12 protein-coding genes are annotated in these 16,322 nt (G+C 68.5%); all 12 read right to left on the bottom strand.

What is annotated here, in order from left to right:
* Nucleotides 1–10: 10 nt before the first annotated feature.
* Nucleotides 11–1,186 (bottom strand): MFS transporter, encoded by a 1,176-nt coding sequence (locus ACQ3C8_RS13945; protein WP_428851866.1) that lies wholly within the window; start codon nt 1,184–1,186, stop codon nt 11–13.
* A 274-nt stretch (nt 1,187–1,460) separates the two neighbouring features.
* Nucleotides 1,461–5,069: an indolepyruvate ferredoxin oxidoreductase family protein gene (locus ACQ3C8_RS13940; RefSeq protein WP_428851865.1), complete on the bottom strand. Its 3,609-nt coding sequence runs from the start codon at nt 5,067–5,069 to the stop codon at nt 1,461–1,463.
* Between the two features lie 322 nt (nt 5,070–5,391).
* Nucleotides 5,392–6,606: a type II secretion system inner membrane protein GspF gene (gene gspF / locus ACQ3C8_RS13935; protein ID WP_009522912.1), complete on the bottom strand. Its 1,215-nt coding sequence runs from the start codon at nt 6,604–6,606 to the stop codon at nt 5,392–5,394.
* 22 nt (nt 6,607–6,628) lie between these two features.
* Nucleotides 6,629–8,221, bottom strand: a complete 1,593-nt coding sequence (gene gspE, locus ACQ3C8_RS13930; protein ID WP_428853092.1) for a type II secretion system ATPase GspE — start codon at nt 8,219–8,221, stop codon at nt 6,629–6,631.
* Between the two features lie 20 nt (nt 8,222–8,241).
* Nucleotides 8,242–10,578 carry a type II secretion system secretin GspD gene (gene gspD / locus ACQ3C8_RS13925; RefSeq protein ID WP_428851864.1) on the bottom strand — a complete coding sequence of 779 codons (2,337 nt, stop codon included), beginning with the start codon at nt 10,576–10,578 and terminating at the stop codon, nt 8,242–8,244.
* A 19-nt stretch (nt 10,579–10,597) separates the two neighbouring features.
* Complete coding sequence (locus ACQ3C8_RS13920) at nt 10,598–11,416, bottom strand: type II secretion system protein N (RefSeq protein ID WP_428851863.1); 819 nt, start codon at nt 11,414–11,416, stop codon at nt 10,598–10,600.
* Between the two features lie 2 nt (nt 11,417–11,418).
* Nucleotides 11,419–11,991, bottom strand: a complete 573-nt coding sequence (gspM, locus tag ACQ3C8_RS13915) for a type II secretion system protein GspM (RefSeq protein ID WP_428851862.1) — start codon at nt 11,989–11,991, stop codon at nt 11,419–11,421.
* A gap of 7 nt (nt 11,992–11,998) precedes the next feature.
* On the bottom strand, nt 11,999–13,369 hold the full coding sequence (gene gspL, locus ACQ3C8_RS13910; protein WP_428851861.1) for a type II secretion system protein GspL: 1,371 nt from the start codon (nt 13,367–13,369) through the stop codon (nt 11,999–12,001).
* A 163-nt stretch (nt 13,370–13,532) separates the two neighbouring features.
* Nucleotides 13,533–14,579, bottom strand: a complete 1,047-nt coding sequence (gspK, locus tag ACQ3C8_RS13905; protein WP_428851860.1) for a type II secretion system minor pseudopilin GspK — start codon at nt 14,577–14,579, stop codon at nt 13,533–13,535.
* A gap of 3 nt (nt 14,580–14,582) precedes the next feature.
* Entirely contained in the window at nt 14,583–15,260 is a 678-nt protein-coding gene (locus ACQ3C8_RS13900) for a PulJ/GspJ family protein (RefSeq protein ID WP_428851859.1), read from the bottom strand.
* 1 nt (nt 15,261) lies between these two features.
* Complete coding sequence (gene gspI / locus ACQ3C8_RS13895) at nt 15,262–15,696, bottom strand: type II secretion system minor pseudopilin GspI (RefSeq protein WP_428851858.1); 435 nt, start codon at nt 15,694–15,696, stop codon at nt 15,262–15,264.
* Nucleotides 15,693–16,322, bottom strand: coding sequence for a GspH/FimT family pseudopilin (locus tag ACQ3C8_RS13890; protein ID WP_428851857.1), 630 nt, complete (start codon nt 16,320–16,322; stop codon nt 15,693–15,695). Before ACQ3C8_RS13890 ends, gspI begins: the two co-directional genes overlap by 4 nt.

The raw sequence follows: 16,322 nt of genomic DNA, 5'->3' as shown, positions 1-16,322 counted from the left end.
GGAAGGCGGTTCAGTACTCGGCAGGAGCAGGCCGGATACTGCGTGCGCCACACAGGGCGATGACACCCATGCTGATGGCGATTACGCCAAGCCCCGCGCGCAGGTTGCTGGCGTGCGAGACCGCACCGATGATGACTGGCCCGAGCAGCATGCCGACGTAGGCGAAGCGCGCCACATTGGCGATGGCCTCCGCCGGCGCCACGCCGGGCAGCCGCGCGGCGGTGACCAAGAAGACCGGTACCATATTGGCGGCGCCCACCCCCATCAAACCGAAGCCGAGTAGCGCGCTCCACGGTCGCGGTAACGCCACCGCGAGCAGCATGCCGACGAACGCCAGCCACGCGCTCCAGGTCAGCAGGCGCGGCGCGCCGAGCCGCTTGCGCATGGCGTCGCCACCGAAGCGCGCCAGCGCCATCCCGCCCGAAAACACCGCATAGCCCGCGCTCGCCGAGGCTGCCGCCGCGCCGGCGATGTCGCGCATATAGATCGTGCTCCAGTCGTACATCGCGCCTTCGCCGAGCAGGCCGAGAAAGGCCAGGGTGCCGAGCACCAGCAGCATGCGGCGGTGCTGTCCGTCGGTGGTGGAGGCGGTGTCGGTGGGGATGGCATCCGGCAGCAGCAGCGGGCGCGTGAGCAGCGCCGTGGCGGCGGTGAGCAGGGCGACCGCGGTCACGTGCATTTCCGGCGTGACGCCGAGCGACAGTACCCAGCCTCCGAGCGCGGCTCCCGCCATGCCGCCAAGGCTGAACATGCCGTGCAGCATCGACATGATCGGGTGCGCATGCGCAGCCTCGACCGTGGCGGCCTGCGCATTCATGGCGACATCGAAGCCTGCATTGGCGATGCCGAACAGTACCAGCAGCCCGAGCAGCGCCGTAAAGCTCGGCATTAGCAGGATGATGCCGGTGGCAAGCGCGAACAGCACGCCGCTCAGCATCGATACCCGCGCGCTGCCAAGCCGCGCCACCTGCCGCCCGAGCCGGCCCATCACGAGAATCGCCCCGCCGGCGACGGCGAACATCGCCAGCGACAGTGCTGCATCGCTCAGTCCAAAGCGTTCGCGGATGGTCGGGATATGGATGCCCCACGTCGCGAAGGTGGCGCCATTGGCGAAGAACAGCGCCATGGCGGCCCAGGTGGCACGGCGGAGGGCAGGTGGTGTGGCGGCGGAGAATGTGGACAGCATGCAGGCGGTGTGAATCGGACAGGAAGCGAGGCGGAGAGGAAACGAGCGCCTATTGTACGGGGGGCTGTGCCATGGATATGTCGGTGTGTGCATGCGGCCGGCATGACGATGCGGGTTGGGTGCGGTCGCCCGCCAGCTTGAACGGAGCGATGCTCCGCGGGGCAAACGTCATGCTGTGTGTGGTGCCGGTCTGGAGGATGCTGGGGATGCGACTGGCTGCGATGAGGCTTGCCCGATGGCAGGTAGCCGATCGGGCAAGCTTTTCTATGCCGGCTCAGGCCGCACGCGTCTGCGCCGGCGCGCGGAACTGCGCGAGCAGCGTCGCCCAGCGCGTACGCACGGCGGCGAGATTACGCGTCTTGACGTGTCCGAAGCCACGGATCTCGTCAGGCAGGCTGGCCAGCTCGATCGCCACGCCGTGGTTGTGCGGCGCGAGCCCCTGCAGCAGTTCATCGATCAGTGCTTCATACTCGGCAACCAGTGCACGCTCGGTGCGGCGTTCCGCGGTGTAGCCGAACGGATCAAAGGGCGTGCCGCGCAGGCCCTTGCCGCGCGCCAGCAGCCGGAAGGCCGGCAGCATCCACGGGCCGAAGCGGCGCTTCTTCGGGTGTCCGTCGGCATCCAGCCCCGGCAACAGTGGAGGGGCCAGATGGAAGCGCAGCTGGTAGTCGCGTCCCGGTTCACCTTCGAACTGGCTGCGCAGCTGGTCGAGGAAGGCCGGGTCGGCATACAGCCTTGCTACCTCGTACTCGTCCTTGTAGGCCATCAGCTTGGCCAGGTTGCGCGCCACCGCTTCGGTGAGCGGCAGCGTGCGCACGCCAATGCGATGCTGCTCGGCACCGCGCGCGCGTTCGACCATGGCGCGGTAGCGGGCGGCGTAGGCCCTGTCCTGATAGTCGGAGAGCAGTTGCTCGCGGCGGGCAATCAGCTTGTCGAGCAAGGCCCCGCTATCGCCGTGCAGGTGTACTACCTGTTCTGTCGTCTCAGCCGGCAGGTCGCCGGTCAGCCGGTGCACGCCGGCATAGTCGTGTGCCAGATGGCGGCCCCATTCGAACGCAGCCTTGTTCTTGTCGACCGCCACGCCATTCAGTTCGATGGCACGCATCAGCGCATCGTGGGTCAGCGGTAGCCAGCCTTTCTGCCAGGCATAGCCGAGCATCAGCGGGTTGGTGAAGATGGCGTCGCCCATCAGCTTGACCGCGAACGCGCTGGCATTGATGAAGTCGCAGTGCGCGCCGACCGCCTGCCGCAGATCGGCTTCCGCCGACAGGCCGGGAAAGCGCCAGCGCGGATCGCGGATGAATGCGGCAGTCGGTGTGGCGGCGCTGTTGACGACGGCGCATGTCACGTCCGTATGGGTCTTGCCGAGGACTTCGTCGGTGGCCGAGACAATGGCATCGCAGCCGATGATCAGGTTGGCTTCGCCCATGGCGATGCGTGTCGCGTGGATATCATCCGGCTGCCGCGCGATCTGCACATGCGACAGCACCGCGCCGCCCTTCTGCGCGAGGCCGGCCATGTCGAGCACGGTCACGCCCTTGCCTTCCATGTGCGCGGCCATGCCGAGCAGGCCGCCGATGGTCACCACGCCGGTGCCGCCGATGCCGGTCACCAGCACGCCGTAGGGATGATCGATGGCGGGCAGGTCCGGATGCGGTAGCACTGGCAGGCTATCGGCTTGAAGGTCGCGCTGCACGGGTTTCTTCAGCTGCGGCGCACCGTCCGGAAATTCGGCGGTGACAAAGCTCGGGCAGAAGCCGTTGAGGCACGAGTAATCCTTGTTGCATGACGACTGGTTGATCTGCCGCTTGGTGCCGAGGTCCGTTTCGAGCGGCTCGACCGACAGGCAGTTCGATTTCACCGAGCAGTCGCCGCAGCCTTCGCACACGGCGGCATTGATGAATACCCGTTTGGGAATGTCGGCCAGCGTGCCGCGCTTGCGGCGGCGGCGTTTTTCGGTGGCGCAGGTCTGGTCGTAGAGCATCAGCGTCGTGCCGGGAATCTCGCGCAGCATCTTCTGCACGGCATCGAGCTCGCTGCGGTGATGGATCGTCACGCCGTCCGGCAGCGCGCGGCGCAGGGCGCTGCCATGCCGGTACTTCTCCGGCTCGTCGGTGACGATGACGATACGTGCCGCCCCTTCGGCTTCGACCTGGCGCGCGATCTGCGGCACGCTCAGCGTGCCGTCCACGGGTTGGCCGCCGGTCATGGCGACGGCGTCGTTGTACAACAGCTTGTAGGTGATATTGACCCTGGCGGCAATCGCCGCACGGATCGCCAGCAGGCCCGAATGGAAATAGGTGCCGTCGCCGAGATTGGCGAACACATGCCGGTCGCCGGAAAATGGCGCCTGCCCGACCCATGCCACGCCTTCGCCGCCCATCTGGCTGAAGGTGAAGGTGTCGCGGTCCATCCAGGTGGTCATGTAGTGGCAGCCGATGCCAGCCATGGCGCGCGAGCCTTCGGGCACGACCGTGGAGGTATTGTGGGGGCAGCCGGAGCAGAACCAGGGCTTGCGCTCGAGTGCCACGCGCGGCGTGGCCATGGTACGTTCCTTGGCATCGATCACCGCGATGCGCGCGGCGATGCGGGCGCGCACGTCCTGCGGCAGGTCGAATTGCTCAAGCCGCGTGGCGATGGCGCGCGCGATGATGGCTGGCGAGAGCTCGTAATGCGCCGGCAGCAGCCAGTTGCCCTGCGGGATCGACCACTCGCCGCCGGCATTGTCCTTGGCATCGAACTTGCCATACACCTTGGGCCGCACGTCGTCGCGCCAGTTGTACAGCTCCTCCTTGAGTGCGTACTCCATGATCTGGCGCTTTTCCTCGACGACCAGGATTTCCTGCAGACCGGCGGCAAACTCGCGCGCGCCGTGCGCCTCGAGCGGCCACACGCAGCCCACCTTGTAGAGGCGGATGCCGATCTGCGCGCAGGTCGCGTCGTCCAGCCCCAGGTCGGTGAGCGCCTGGCGCACGTCGAGATAGGCCTTGCCGGCCGTCATGATGCCAAAGCGGGCGTGCGGCGAATCGATGATGATGCGGTCGAGATGGTTGCTGCGCACATACGCTAGCGCGGCGTACCACTTGTAATCGAGCAGCCGTGCTTCCTGCACCAGCGGCGGGTCGGGCCAGCGGATGTTGAGCCCGCCCTCGGGCATGATGAAATCGGCCGGCAGGTGAATGTCGATGCGGTGCGGATCGAGCTCGACCGAGGCGGACGATTCGACCACGTCGGTCACGCACTTCATCGCCACCCACAACCCCGAGTAGCGGCTCATGGCCCAGCCGTGCAGGCCGTAGTCGAGATATTCCTGTACGTTCGACGGATACAGCACGGGCAGGCCGCAGGCCTTGAAGATGTGTTCGGACTGGTGCGCCAGCGTCGAGGACTTGGCAGCATGGTCATCACCCGCCAGCACCAACACGCCGCCATGCCGCGACGAGCCGGCCGAGTTGGCGTGCTTGAACACGTCGCCGCAGCGGTCCACGCCCGGTCCCTTGCCGTACCACATGCCGAACACGCCATCGAACTTCGCGCCGGGATACAGATTGACCTGTTGCGAGCCCCATACGGCCGTGGCGCCGAGGTCTTCATTGACGCCGGGCTGGAACACGATGTTGTGCGCCTTGAGGTGCGCGTCGGCTTTCCACAGCGCGATGTCGAGCGCGCCAAGCGGCGAGCCCCGGTAGCCGGAGATGAAGCCGGCCGTGTTCAGCCCGGCGGCGCGGTCGCGCTCCTGCTGCAGCATCGGCAGGCGCACCAGTGCCTGGGTGCCGCTGATGTAGATGCGGCCGTGCTCCAGCGTGTACTTGTCGTCGAGGGAAACGTGTTCGAGCGCGCGTCGCAGCGCGTCACCGGCGGGGGTGTCAAGCGGGGCGTTCATGCCAGCTCCTCCAGAAGCGGATCGGGATCGCCGAACCATCGGACGAAGCAGCCAGGCGCATCGCGCTCTTGTGGAGCGTGCCGCGCGGCTGCGGCGTTGCCTATCTCTGTCGCATGTGTCGCTTCGATCCTACACCAGCTGGGCGGACGCGGCATCTTGCAATGCAATAGAGCGCTTCGCCCGCCGGCCCGGACGCCGGAAAAAGTACCGCATGATCGACATCCTGGCGGCGGTCCGTGCGTGCATCGCGCGACAGGGATGCCGTGGCGCATTGCGCTTCCGGGTTTCGTTTCGAGGGTCGCGCGGGGAGGGGCACGGGGCGTTACCGCACCATCTGGTTGATTTCGATGATGGGCATCAGCACCGCCAGCACGATCAGCAGCACCACGAGACCCATGGTGAGGATCAGCGCGGGTTCGAGCAGCCCGGTCAGGAACAGCGTGCGTCGCTCGAGCTCAGCTGCTTCGCCTTGCGCCGCGCGGTCGAGCATATCGGGCAGGTTGCCGGTGGCTTCGCCGGAGCGGATCAAATGCACGAGGACGGGCGGAAACTGGTTCTGCGCGGCAAGCGCGCGCGCCAGCGAGGTGCCTTCGCGCACGCGCGCGGTGGCATCCTCGACGTTCTCGCGCAGGACGGTATTGCTGAGTGTTTCGCCGGCGGCCTGCAGGCCGCGCAGGATCGGCACGCCGGCGCTGGTGAGGATCGCCAGCGTGCTGGCGAAACGTGCGGTGTTGTAGCCACGGATCAACCGGCCGGCCAGTGGCACGGTCAGCAGCCAGCCGTCCCAGGCGCGTCGAGCGGCCGGCTGGCGCAACATGCGGCGTGCCAGCCAAGTACCGGCGATCAGCAGCGCCGCCACCAGCCAGCCCCAGCCGCGCACGAAATCGGACAGGGCCAGCATGACCACGGTCAGCGTCGGCAGTTGCTGCTTGGTGTTGGCGAACACGCTCACGACTTGCGGCACCACATAGCTGAGCAGGAAGATGACGATGGCGCAGGCGACGACCGTGACGATGGCCGGATAGGTGAAGGCCAGCATGATCTTGCCGGTGAGCGCGTTGCGCGATTCGATGTAGTCGGCGAGGCGCGTCAGCACGAGGCCGAGATGTCCGGAGTGCTCTCCGGCCGACACCAGGGCCCGGTAGATGTCGGGGAAATCGCGCGGATGCTGGGCGAGGGCGGCGGACAGCGCATTGCCGCCGACCACCTCGGCGCGGATCGCGGCCAGCAGTTCATGCACATAGGGGCGTTCCGCCTGGTCAGCCAGCGCCGCGAGCGCTTCGTCGAGCGGCAGGCCGGCGGTGATGAGGCTGGCGAGCTGGCGCGTCAGCAGCGCCTGCTCGCGCGTCGACAGGCGCTGCCCGAAATGGCGGCGGGTGCGCGTGGCCTGTGCCTGCCCGGTCAGCGGCTCGACGCTGATGGGCGTCAGCCCGCGCTGGCGCAGCAGGCTGCGCGCGGCCTTGGCGCTGTCAGCGTCAAGTACGCCCTTGTCGGATTTGCCGGCGGCGTCGGCGGCTTCGTAGCGGAAGGCGGGCATGGCAGCTTGTCTCCGTGACCGCTCAGGCGCCTGTCACGCGCAGCACTTCTTCGAGCGACGTCACGCCCTCGTCGACCCAGCGCTGGCCGTCGTCGCGCATGGTCTGCATGCCGGCGGCGAGGGCGGCGGCCTTGAGTTCGGCCTCCGGCGCCTGCTTGTGGATCAATGCGCGCAGCGTGTCGTCGACGGTCAGCAGTTCGTACACGCCGCTGCGGCCGTGGTAGCCGGAGTGGCCGCATTCTGCGCAGCCGACCGGGTGCCAGAGATGGCGCTGATTGTCGCCCGACACCACGCCCGCATCGACTGCCGTCTCCATGCGGCAGTGCGGACAGAGGCGCCGTACCAGCCGCTGCGCCAGCACGCCGAGCAGCGACGATGACAGCAGGAACGGCTCGATGCCCATGTCGGTCAGCCGCGTGACGGCCGAGGCAGCATCGTTGGTGTGCAGCGTGGCCAGCACGAGATGGCCGGTGAGCGAAGCCTGTACCGCGATCTGCGCGGTCTCGAGGTCGCGGATCTCGCCGATCATGATGATGTCCGGGTCCTGCCGCAGGATGGCGCGCAGGGCCTTGGCGAAGGTCATGTCGATGCGCGGGTTGACCTGCGTCTGGCCGATGCCGTCGAGGTCGTATTCGATCGGATCCTCGACCGTCATGATGTTCGCGCTTTGGCCATCGAGGCGCGTCATGGCGGCATACAGCGTGGTGGTCTTGCCCGAGCCTGTGGGGCCGGTGACCAGCACGATGCCGTGCGGCTGGCGGATCAGGTGATCGAAGCGCGCCAGCGTTTCCGCGCTCATGCCGAGGCGCGCCAGGTCGAGCCGGCCGGCTTCCTTGTCGAGCAGGCGCAGCACGGCGCGTTCGCCGTGGCCGGTCGGTAGCGTTGAGACGCGCACATCGACTGGCCGGCCGCCGACGCGCAGCGTGATGCGGCCATCTTGCGGCAGGCGCTTTTCGGCGATGTCGAGCTGCGCCATGATCTTGATGCGCGAGATCAGCGCGCCGTGGAGCGCCTTCTTGGGGCGCACCACGTCGCGCAACGTGCCATCGACGCGGAAGCGCACCACCGAGCCGCTCTCGAACGGCTCGATATGGATGTCGGAGGCGCCTTCACGCGCGGCCTGCGTCAGCAGCGCGTTAATCATGCGGATGATCGGTGCGTCATCCTCGCTCTCGAGCAGGTCCTCGATGGCGGGGATGTCCTGCATCAGGCGCGACAGATCGACTTCGCCTTCGACCTCGTCCACTACCTGCGCGGCGCCGCCAGCCTGGGTGTTGTACGCCTGCGCGGCCGCCTGTTCGAGCTGCTCGGCGGTCACCATGTGCAGCCGCACCGTGCCGTACACGCGCGACAGTTCGGCCAGCGCGGCCTGTACGGTCTGTGGGCAGATCCACACGTCCACGCCATCATCGGCTTGCTGGGCAATCAGCAGGCGGGCGTCGCGGGCGAAGGCGTATGGCACAAGGCGGGCGGCCAGCGGCGACGGCGTGACGGGTTCGCGGCTCGGGGCTTCAACGGCTGCGGATGTCGACCGAGCCGGTACCACTGGTGCCACCGCTGAGCCGGATGGCGCATGCGACACGGCGGGCCCCACCGGTTGCGGCGGGACTGCCATCGCCTCGGGCGTCGCGTCGTTCACTGCGTCATCCCCTTGCGGTTGCGCAGGAATTCGTCATCGATCGGTCCGGTCGGGGCGCGGCCGTTGACGATGTTGCCCTCCGGTACCGCGCCCGGGCGGCCCGCCGTGCCGACGGCGGCCGTCTGTTCCACGCCGGGGCGGACCGGCACCGTGCCGAGCCGACCGGCCTGCGGGCGCGGATCGACGAGCGGGTTACGCGGCGCGTCGATGGGCGGCAGCAACGGTGTGTCCTTGTCGCGCATGATCCAGTTGGGCGACTCGTAGCTCTGCTGGCCGCTGCGCATGTAGTCGTAGCGGTCGAGCGTCACGCTGTCGGTAGCGGCGGCGGTGCGCAGCACATAGGGGCGCAGGAAGACGAGGAGGTTGGTCTTCTGGCGCGTCTTGGCCTCGTAGCGGAACAGCGCGCCGAGCACTGGAATGTCGCCGAGGCCGGGCACTTTCTCGAGACCGTTACCGTAGGTGTCTTCGAGCAGGCCTCCGAGCACCACGACCTGGCCGTCGTCAACGAGGACATTGGTCTCGATCGAGCGCACGTTGGTGGTCGGGCCCTGCTGCGCATTCAGCGTGCCGGGCACGACGGACGACGATTCCTGGTAGATCTGCAGTTTGACCGTGCCACCCTCCGAGATTTGCGGCCGTACGCGCAGCGTGATGCCGACGTCCTTGCGGTCGAAGGTGTTGAACGGCGTAACGGTGGCGCTGCTGCCGGTCTGCGCGTACGAGCCGGTGGTCACCGGAATGTTCTGGCCGATGAGGATCTTGGCTTCTTCGTTGTCGAGCGTGATCAGGTTTGGCGTGGACAGGATGTTGACGCTGTCGTCGTTGGCAAAGGCGCGCAGCAGCGCGCCGAGGCCGAGTGCGCGGTCCAGCACGCCGATGTTGAGGCCGGGGATGTCCGGGATCATGCCGGCGGCTGCGGAGGAAATATTGCTGCCGTTGCGGTTGGTGAGCGCGTTGGCGGCGCCCGACAAATTAAGGATGTTGCTGCCGCCGCTGGTGAAGTTGGTGCCGCCGAACAGGCGTCCCGAAATGCCCTGCCACTGGATGCCGAGCTCCGAGGCGCGCGTCGAGGAGATCTCGACGATCATCGATTCGACATAGACCTGCGCACGCCGTGCGTCGAGCTGCTCGATCACGCCGCGCAGATTGCGGTAGACCGGATCGGAAGCGGTGATGATCAGCGAGTTGGTGGCGGTGTCGGCCTGGACGATACCGCCCGTGGTCGGGCGCGTGTCGGCTGCGAAGCTGGCAGCGATAGCGCCCCCGCCCAGGCCGCTGCCGGTATTGCCGGCGGGCATAGCCGCCGTGCTGACCGGCGTGGCGACCGCGCCTGCGCCAGCTTGCATCGGGGCGGGTGCGGCGGGCGCGCCGCCCTGGCCGCCTTCGCCGCGGAAGCTGGCATCGGCGGCGATCACGGCGCGCAGGGTTTGCGCGAGCGCCACGGCGTTGGCGTTCTTGAGCGGTACCACGTGGATGTTGCCGCGTTCCGCGCCCGGCCGGTCGAGCTTGGCCAGCAGCGCCTTGGCCTGCTGCAGGCGGGCGCCGCTCGCGCCGCGCAGCACCACGGAATTGCTGCGCGCGTCGGCGACGGCGCTGACTTTCAGCGACGGATCGTTGACGCCGCTCGCGCCCGGATCGAAGATCTTCTGCACCAGTGCGGCAGCGTCGACCGCCAGCGCGTGTTCGAGCGACACGGTATCGACCCCGCCGCCGCCGCCCGGATTGTCGATGGCGGCAATCACGCGGGCAATGCGCCGCAGGTTGTCGGCGTAGTCGGTGATGACCAGCGTGTTGTTGCCGGGGTAGGCGGTCACCGTGTTGTTGGGCGCGATCATCGGGCGCAGCACTGGCACGAGATTGGTGGCTGACTCGTAGTTCAACGTGAAGATCTGCGTGACTACCTGGTCGCCGCGCAGCGCCTTGCCGCCGACCGTGGTCGGCGCGCCCTGCAGCTTGGCGTCCGCTTCCGGCACGACCTTGGTGAAGCCGTTGCTGTCGACCATCGCATAGCCCTGCATGCGCAGCACCGAGCCGAGCGTCTCGAGCGCCTGGGCCTGCGACACCGGCTGTTCTGTCACCAGGTTGACGGTGCCCTTGACGCGCGGGTCGATGACGAAGTTGCGGCCGGTGGCCTGCCCGACGGCGCGCACCACGGTATCGAGTTCGGCATTGACGAAGTTCAACGATACCTGGTTCGAGCGTGCTGTGGGGCTATCGCCGACACTGGTGCTGGCGCGGTTCTGGGCCATGGCGGCCGGCGGCAGTGCCAACGCAAGGCTGCAGGCCAGGGCGAGGCAGCGGGTGGGCAGGGTCATGGTTCGGTTGGGCGTCATAGAAAGTGTCAGGTGCGGCTCAAAAGCGTAGCCGGGTCAGTGTGCCTTCGCGGCGGCCCATCAGGCTCAACAATGCGTTCAGGGCGGTGGCGGCTTCGGGCGTGGCGCGCGCCGTGCCTTCGAAACGGGCGTTGCGGCCCAGCGTGCCTGCGCCATCGAGCAGCAGCGGTCCGTCTAGCGTGGCCAGCGTCAGGCTGCCGTTGCCATCCTGCCAGCGCAGGCGGGCGAGATAGCTGCCGAGCGGCCGGATCGGACTCAGGTTGGAGGCCAGCTGATCGAGGCGCACCGTCGCATCGCCATCGCGAATGCCCTGCCCGAGCGTGCCGGACAGTGGGTTCCAGCTGATCTGCATGCGGCCTTCCGGCTGCAGTGTATTGAAGGGGGCGCCAATACCTTGCAGCAGGGCCGCAGGCAAGGTCAGCACGCCCGCGCCGCTTTGCCAGCCAGCGGGTGTGACGGTGAAGCGTACGGCGGCGGGCAAGGCGGTATCGTGGTTCAGGTCGATCACGGCGCGGCCGCGCAGCAGGGCCAGGGCGGACAGTTGCCAGTGCAGCCGGCCCGGCAGCACGGTGGCCTGATGGCTTTCCGGTCCGGCGCCCAGGGCGAGCGTGGCGGCGCCGCGCCACAGTGTGCCGCTGGCATCCGCGAGGATGACGCGCTGGCCGGTGCGTTCGGCAATCGCCGTGGCGACCCATGTCGCGGGCCAGGTGGCGGCCAGGGTCAGGAGCAGCGCTACGCCGCCGAGCGTGCTCCAGCCGAGCAGGCTGCGCCAGCGCGGGTGCGTGCGTTCGCGTGCACGGGGGCGCGGGACGCGCAGCGATTCGAGCTGGGCGGCCATGCTCAGCGCCCCGCCGGCGAGGGTGCCTGCAGCACCGCGCGCACATTGACGATGGCCGGTGCGCCAACGTAGCGCACCTGCGCCTCGGTAACCTTGAGCCGCTGCGCATCACGAACGCTGGCAAGCCAGTCGGTCCACGCGCCGAAGGCGATGCCGTCGAGCTGCAGCTGGACCGTTTCACCCTGGATCGACAGTTGTACGGGCTTTAGGCCATGGCTGGCGAGACTGCTTTCCAGGGCGGCGCGCTGTGCCTCGCCTTGCTGCGGCGGCGGCATGTGGCTCGCCAGTGTGCGGGCCTCACGCGCCAGCGTGGTCATCTGCGCCGCCTGTTCGCGCAGGGCCGGCAATTCCTTCGCGAGCCGGGCGCGACCCGTCGTCGCCGGTTCCCACAGCAGCAGGTAGGCGCAGGCCAGGACCACGACGGCAATCGCGCCCGCGACCAGCCGTCGCTCGCGTGGCGCGAGGTTGGTCCAGAACGCCTCCCAGCGTGTCCGCAGGGCCTCCGGCATGGCGGGGCGTCGCGGCAAGCGGCGGGAAAGGGAGCTGGCCAGGGTGCGGAAATCAGGTGTGGACATGATGGTTTCAGCTTGCCAGGGCGACGGTCCAATGGCTGCCCTGGCGTGGCACCGCACCAGCCGGCGCGGGACGGTCTGCCGGGGGGGAAGCCTGCGGAGCGTCGGCGGGCGACATGCTCAGTCCGGCAGTGCGTAGCGCCGTGCGCAGGGCGGCGGTGTCGAGGCCGTCCTTGAGCGTGACACGCAGGGTCTTGCCGCGATAGTCGAGCGCCAGCAGGCCATCGGGCGGCAAGGTTGCCGCGGCTTGCGCGAAGCGGTCGGCCAGCGGGAGGAAATCGTCGGGTCCGCTCTTGCCGCTGGCGAGGCGCAATTGTTCCACCTCGCGGCGCATCTGCAGCGGCGCGTCGACAATCACAGGCGTGCGCGGGAAGGCATCGCGCAGCGTCTGCTCCATGCCGGCGACGAGCTGATTTTTCTGCTGGCGCAGCATCAGCCAGTGCGTGTTCATGCCGATCACCTGGACCAGCAGCAGGCCGGCCGCGAGTGCGACCGGCACGCGCCAGGCCTGCCACAGGCGTGCGCCCCCAGCTTCACCGGCAAATTCGAACTGGCACAGGTCGACAGCCGACGCGGAGGCCAGCGCCGCCCGCGTGCCGGCGATCCAGACGGGCCAGTCGAGTGGCTCGACGCGGTGCCCGGTCGCGGCCGCCAGCGTTGCGGCTTCCGTGGCGGGCGCGAGCAGCCGCACCTCGCTGCCCGCCATGGCCAGCCAGAGCGGCAGGCTCTCCGGGGCGAGCTGCAGGCCATAGCCGGACCCGGTTGCCGGACGGACCGTGATGTCGCAGGTGTTGCCGGCAATCGCCGCGAGCGTCGCATCCGCAGGGCGCGTGGTCTCGATGGCGACGGTGGTGACGTTGGACAGCACGGGGTCACCGCTTGGCTGAGTTGGCCCCTCTGAGTCACCTGGGCCGGTCGGCAGGCAATGCTGCGCGGCCAGGGCGAGCAGGCGCCGGTGTGACTGTACGCTGAACGCGCCCAGCACGTGGCGGAACCAGGCGCGGTCGATGGCGGCGACCGGCTGCGGCTGCGGCGCGCCGCGCGCCGCAGCGGTCCGGGTGGCGATATGGCATTGCAGCGGGTCGCCAGCCAGACGGTCTTCGACGAGATGTGGCAGCGCCTGGCGCAACTTCGTTTTGGCAAGAGGCGGTACGGGGATTTCTGCCGTCCAGACATCGCTGGCGGCAAAGATCAGGATCAGCCGGTCGGCGGCGGGTAAATCGTCGGGCAAGGCCTGTCCTTGCCGCAGGATGGTCTGAGCAGCGTCTTCCCGCACCAGGGCGAAGCGGACCGGACCGAGCTGCCAGGTTTCGGCAGTCGGGGCGCCGCCGCCAGGGCGGTGGGGCAGACGGACATAGACAGACGTGACGGACGTGACCAAACGACCTCGCTGGAGTCGGTAAATGGAGTCGGTAAAAGGGCAGAGGCTGGTGCCTCCAGCCCGCAGCGTACCTTGCCAGCATGACAGTCGTGCGTCAATGGTCCAGTCTGCATGGCGCGCGCGTTGCGTCGCGGCTGATCGACGGTTTGCCCGAGCCAGACGGTCAGGGATTGGCCGGCAGGCTCGGTACCGGACGGATCCAGAGCACGCGGGTGACCTCCGGCACGTTGGCCGCGTGGCGGTAGACCAGGGCCTCGCGTACACGCTCGGCGCGTTCGTGCCGGACCTGTCCGTAAACCAGGAAATGGCTGCTGCGCACATCGAACGCCGCAAGGCTGCGTGCTGGCAACTCGGGTGCTGCGGCGCGCAACTGGTTTTGCAGATCGGCCAGACTGTTGTAGTGCGCCCGCGCGCGTTGGGCGACGAGCGTGCGTGCGGCCGGCAGGGTCAGGCCATCGAGCAGGGCGCTCATGACTTCAGCCGAGGCGGTGTTGGCGTTGTGGGTCGAGCGTTGCGGCAGCACGATGGCGAAAGGCGCGAGCCGCGCCACACTGGCCGGATCGTAGCCGGGAATCGCCAGCAGGTCGTCGAGGTCGCGCAGCGGATGGGCGCGCGGCGCCGGCGCGGCGGCCGGGGTCGGTCCGGCAGGACTGGCGCCGAGCGTGGCCTGCAGATGCTGCGCCGTGACTTCGGCCAGGTCGGGGTTGAGATTCAGCAACGTGAGCAGGCGACGATAGGCGGCGATAGCGTCCACGTTCGGCCCCGCGCTGCGCGTCACGCCGTTCACGGTGATCAGGTTGACCAGGTTGGTCAGGTTGAAGCGCGCTTCGGCATCGACGATGCGCCCGGCGAGGAAGGAGGTTTCGCCGGCTGTGTCGGTGCGCAGGCTGGCGCCGAGAAAATCGGACAGGCGGGTTTCGGCGATGGGCACCGCCCAGACTTCACCGAGGTGGTCGACGGCGGTGCGGCGCAGATCGTCGCGTAGCACCAGTCGGGCATAGTCGAGCGCGGCGGTGAAGATCCAGTCGGCCTGCGCGCGCAGGCGCTGGTTCTCGATCGAGCGGATCTGCACCTGCTGGCGCCACAGCAGGCCCGATACCAGTACCACGGCGAGCGTGACCACCAGCAGCGCTGTGACGATGGCCGCGCCGCGTTGGGCGGCGTGGCTGCACCGAGGGTGGAAGAGGCGGGGGCGGGCAGGCCGGGGCATGGGTCAGCGTCCCGTCAGGCAAGTCTTGGCATAACGCTGTGGCGTGCTGCCGCCGGTAGCGACGTCGAGGCTCAGTTCCACGGCGCGGATCACTGGCGTAGCCGGGGTTTGTCCGGCAACGGCGGGGGGCGGCTGCAGTGCCGCGTCGACGGCGGTGCTGCGCGCAACCCAGCCACCTGGTTCGATCCAGGCGCGTGCGCTCAGTTGCGTGGCATCCTCGACGAGGGCGACCGAGGTGGCTGCGGTCGGACCGGTCACCGTCGCGCCAGCCTGCAGTGCCGCTGCCAGTTGCGTGGTGTCGGGGAGCGGCGCACTGGCCGTGCGGATCACCCGGCCCGTATCGAGCGCGTAGGTCACGACCTGCCATTGCGTAGGCTGTTGCGGCTCGCGACGGTCGCGGATCAGCACAAGCCGGTTGGGTTCAAGCAGGACCGGACTGCGCTGCAATGCCTGCGCGTCGGCGAGGGCCGCGCAATCGCTGTCGAGTTGGCTGAAGGTGCGGTTCAGGGCGCGCAGGCGCGCCTCCTCGCTGACGATGGCGTCGCGGCCGCGCATCAGACTGTTCAGACCGCGCCAGGACAGTACGGCAATCACCGCCAGCAGGGTAATGGCGACAAGCAGTTCGATGAGCGTGAAGCCCGTATTGAGACCTGTATTGAGGCCTGTATGGCGTGCGCGCATGTCAGAACAGGTTCCGGCCCGGATCGGGCTGCAGTGTGACCAGCCAGGCCAGTCGCGCGCTTGGGTCGCCGGCCGCGTACACGGCCACCTCGACGCGCCGGAAGGCGGGATTGGGCGTGGCGCTGGCGGTTTCCACGCAGACCAGTGCCACCGTGCCCTGCGGGCAGCTGACCGTGCGCGTACCGGGCGTCGGCCAGCGTTTGTCGAGGCGCAGCCCGGCCAGGTGGTTCTCGGCGCTCCAGTTGGCCAGCATGCGCAGGCGCAGGTCATGGCTCGCCTGCGTCATGCTGCCCATGGCGCGCATCGCGGCGCCGAGGGCAACGCCGACGATGGTCAGGGCGACCAACACCTCGATCAGGGTGAAGCCGAGTATGTGGCGCACGTGGACGCTGCGGCCGGCATGGTACGGGCTGGCGGATGCGGCACGGGATCTCATGGCGTTTCCGTCCGGTATGTGCCAGCGCCGTCGCCGACGACCGTGGTGCTGAGGCCGTCGCGGACGAGTGTCAGGCGGAATGGCTGGCTGATGGTTTCCTCGCCGAACAGCAGGCGCGGCGGCACAGCGGTGGTGCCGCGTGTCAGGCGTACGGCATCAAGCGGCCGTGCCCATGCACCGGGCGCCAGCACGTCCTGCTGAAGGACTGGCGGCTCGTTGCCACGTTGTGTCTGGAAGCGCCAGCCGCGCACATCGCCTTCCCATGCCAGTGGCTGGGCGCGCAATTGTGCCTCCTCGTCGGCCAGCGCGAACAGGTGAGCGATCTTGTCGGCATCGTCGCGCAGACGCGATTGTTCGTTGGGGGTGGCTTGCACCACCACCAGCGCCAGCGCGGCGCCGGCGATGACCAGCACTACCAGGAGTTCGATCAGGGTGAAGCCGGTACTGGCGCGGGTGCCGCGGCGGGTACTGATGCCGATACCTCGTGGGCGGAACCAGTGGATGCCACGACAGTGCGGAAGAACGTGACGAGGGGATGAGGTCCAGCCGCTTGCCCACGGCCGGCGCGAGCCGGCGGGCCGCCCGTCAGTTTGCGGGACTGTACCGCACGACAGGAGCGCAGGCAT

The sequence above is a fragment of the Imbroritus primus genome (assembly GCF_964332355.1).
Lineage (GTDB): Bacteria > Pseudomonadota > Gammaproteobacteria > Burkholderiales > Burkholderiaceae > Imbroritus > Imbroritus primus.
This window is presented reverse-complemented; position numbering and strand designations above follow the sequence as displayed.

Bases quoted from the DNA above. Each gene is read 5' to 3' on its own strand.
- gspD (WP_428851864.1), bottom strand. From the start codon at position 10,578: ATGACGCCCAACCGAACCATGACCCTGCCCACCCGCTGCCTCGCCCTG.
- gspI (WP_428851858.1), bottom strand. From the start codon at position 15,696: ATGAGATCCCGTGCCGCATCCGCCAGCCCGTACCATGCCGGCCGCAGC.
- gspK (WP_428851860.1), bottom strand. From the start codon at position 14,579: ATGCCCCGGCCTGCCCGCCCCCGCCTCTTCCACCCTCGGTGCAGCCAC.
- gspF (WP_009522912.1), bottom strand. From the start codon at position 6,606: ATGCCCGCCTTCCGCTACGAAGCCGCCGACGCCGCCGGCAAATCCGAC.
- ACQ3C8_RS13920 (WP_428851863.1), bottom strand. From the start codon at position 11,416: ATGGCCGCCCAGCTCGAATCGCTGCGCGTCCCGCGCCCCCGTGCACGC.
- ACQ3C8_RS13890 (WP_428851857.1), bottom strand. From the start codon at position 16,322: ATGCCTGCGCTCCTGTCGTGCGGTACAGTCCCGCAAACTGACGGGCGG.
- gspM (WP_428851862.1), bottom strand. From the start codon at position 11,991: ATGTCCACACCTGATTTCCGCACCCTGGCCAGCTCCCTTTCCCGCCGC.
- gspE (WP_428853092.1), bottom strand. From the start codon at position 8,221: ATGGCAGTCCCGCCGCAACCGGTGGGGCCCGCCGTGTCGCATGCGCCA.
- ACQ3C8_RS13945 (WP_428851866.1), bottom strand. From the start codon at position 1,186: ATGCTGTCCACATTCTCCGCCGCCACACCACCTGCCCTCCGCCGTGCC.
- ACQ3C8_RS13940 (WP_428851865.1), bottom strand. From the start codon at position 5,069: ATGAACGCCCCGCTTGACACCCCCGCCGGTGACGCGCTGCGACGCGCG.
- ACQ3C8_RS13900 (WP_428851859.1), bottom strand. From the start codon at position 15,260: ATGCGCGCACGCCATACAGGCCTCAATACAGGTCTCAATACGGGCTTC.